We start from the raw sequence: 1,761 nt of genomic DNA, 5'->3' as shown, positions 1-1,761 counted from the left end.
CTGATGGTCACGGGCTTGAGACCCAGCGCCGTCCAGTTGCCGGTATAGGCCCCGGGGCCATAGGGCGGCTTGGGGTCGGTCTCATCGGCGCGCGCCAGGCCGGAACTGGCGATCATGCCGCCCAGGGCCAGTGCGCCAAGCGCCATGCTGAATGATTTCATTACTTTGCCATCCTGATCTTTCTTCACACGTTACAATGGCAGGCGCGGCGAAAAGGGCAAGTCGCGGGGATATGTCTCCCGCCAGTCCCATATTTTTTATATATGGAAATAGCCTTGAATATATATTGGACGTACGAAGCGGCGTAGCTCACCATCACTGCGCAATCCCACATGACCGGGAAGCGCGGCGGGCGAGGCCCGCGCCTTGCCGTTGCAGGAGACCGAGGCCATGAAGCTGAAATGCTACGCGGTGAACGATATCGACACCCGGTCCAGCGCCGCGGACGCGACGGGCGTGCGCCCGCGCATGAACCGCCTGTATCAGACATCGACCATGGCCGCCCTGCTGGACGCGGTGTACGATGGCGAGACCACGCTTGACGAACTTTTGATGCACGGCAATTTCGGCCTGGGCACCTTCAACGCGCTGGATGGCGAGATGATCGTCAATGACAGCGTGATCCACCAGTTCCGCGCCGACGGGCAGGCCGGGCGCGTGCCGGGCGATCTCAGGACGCCGTTCGCCTGCGTCACCTTCTTCAACCCGGAGAAGGAATACATGATCGACACCGCGCGCGACAAGGAAGGGTTCGAGGCGGTTGTCGACCAGCTTGTCAACAATCCCAACCTGTTCGCCGCCGTGCGCTTCACCGGCCTGTTCGAACGGGTGGAGACGCGCACCGTGTTCTGCCAGTGCCGTCCCTACCCGCCCATGCTGGATGTGGTCAGCCGCCAGCCGACCATGCAGCTTGGCGCATCGGCGGGCACCATGCTGGGCTTCCGCACGCCGGGCTACATGCAGGGCGTGAACGTGGCGGGCTACCACCTGCATTTCCTGACGGAAGACGGACGCCGGGGCGGCCATGTCACCGATTACGCGGTGCTGAAGGGCAAGCTGGAGGTGGGCGTGATCTCGGATGTGGAAATCCAGCTTCCCCGCACGGAACAGTTCGCGCGCGCCAACCTGTCTCCGGAAAACATTCATGAGGCCATTCGCGTGGCCGAAGGCGGCTGAGGGCCTGATCCCTCCCGCCTGACCGCCCCGCGCAAGGCGCGTGGGCCAACCGCTCAGGAACCAGACATCATGACTGACAAGACCCAATCGGCTCCGCCTGAGTGCGGGGCGGACATGATCGTGCGCAACCTCGTCGCACACGGCACGACCCATGTATTCGGTATTCCGGGGGCCAAGGTGGACCGCCTGTTTGACGCGCTGGTCGACTCGCCCATCGAGACGGTCGTGACCCGGCATGAACAGAACGCGGCCTTCATCGCCGGTGGCATCGGCCGCCTGACGGGCAAGGCGGGCGTGGCGATCGCCACATCCGGCCCCGGCGCGTCCAACTTCGTGACCGGGCTGGCCACCGCCAATTCCGAAGGGGATCCGGTGCTGGCCATTGGCGGCGCGGTGAAGCTGGCGGACCGGCTGAAGCTGACCCACCAGAGCATGGACACCGTTTCCCTGTTCCAGCCGGTCACCAAATACAGCGCGGAAATCACGTCCCCCGCCGCCGTGTCCGAAGTGGTGGCCAACGCCCTGCGCTTTGCCGAAAGCGGCCGCCCCGGCGCGGCGTTCGTCAGCACGCCCATGGATATTCTG

2 protein-coding genes are annotated in these 1,761 nt (G+C 64.4%); both read left to right on the top strand.

Features of this window, described 5'->3' with window-relative positions; genetic code table 11:
- Positions 1-390 precede the first annotated feature (390 nt).
- A complete protein-coding gene (gene budA / locus JCM25156_RS15620) occupies positions 391-1,176 on the top strand; it encodes an acetolactate decarboxylase (protein WP_034960286.1) in 786 nt (261 codons plus the stop codon).
- A gap of 69 nt (positions 1,177-1,245) precedes the next feature.
- Positions 1,246-1,761: thiamine pyrophosphate-binding protein (locus tag JCM25156_RS25225; RefSeq protein ID WP_277909479.1), on the top strand; the 516-nt coding region annotated here is incomplete at its 3' end.

The organism is Komagataeibacter kakiaceti JCM 25156, from assembly GCF_000613305.1.
Note: the sequence above shows the minus strand (reverse complement) of the source record. Positions and strands in the feature narration are given on the sequence as shown.

Excerpts from the sequence above, each read along its gene's own strand:
- budA (WP_034960286.1), top strand. The coding sequence starts at position 391 with ATGAAGCTGAAATGCTACGCGGTGAACGATATCGACACCCGGTCCAGC.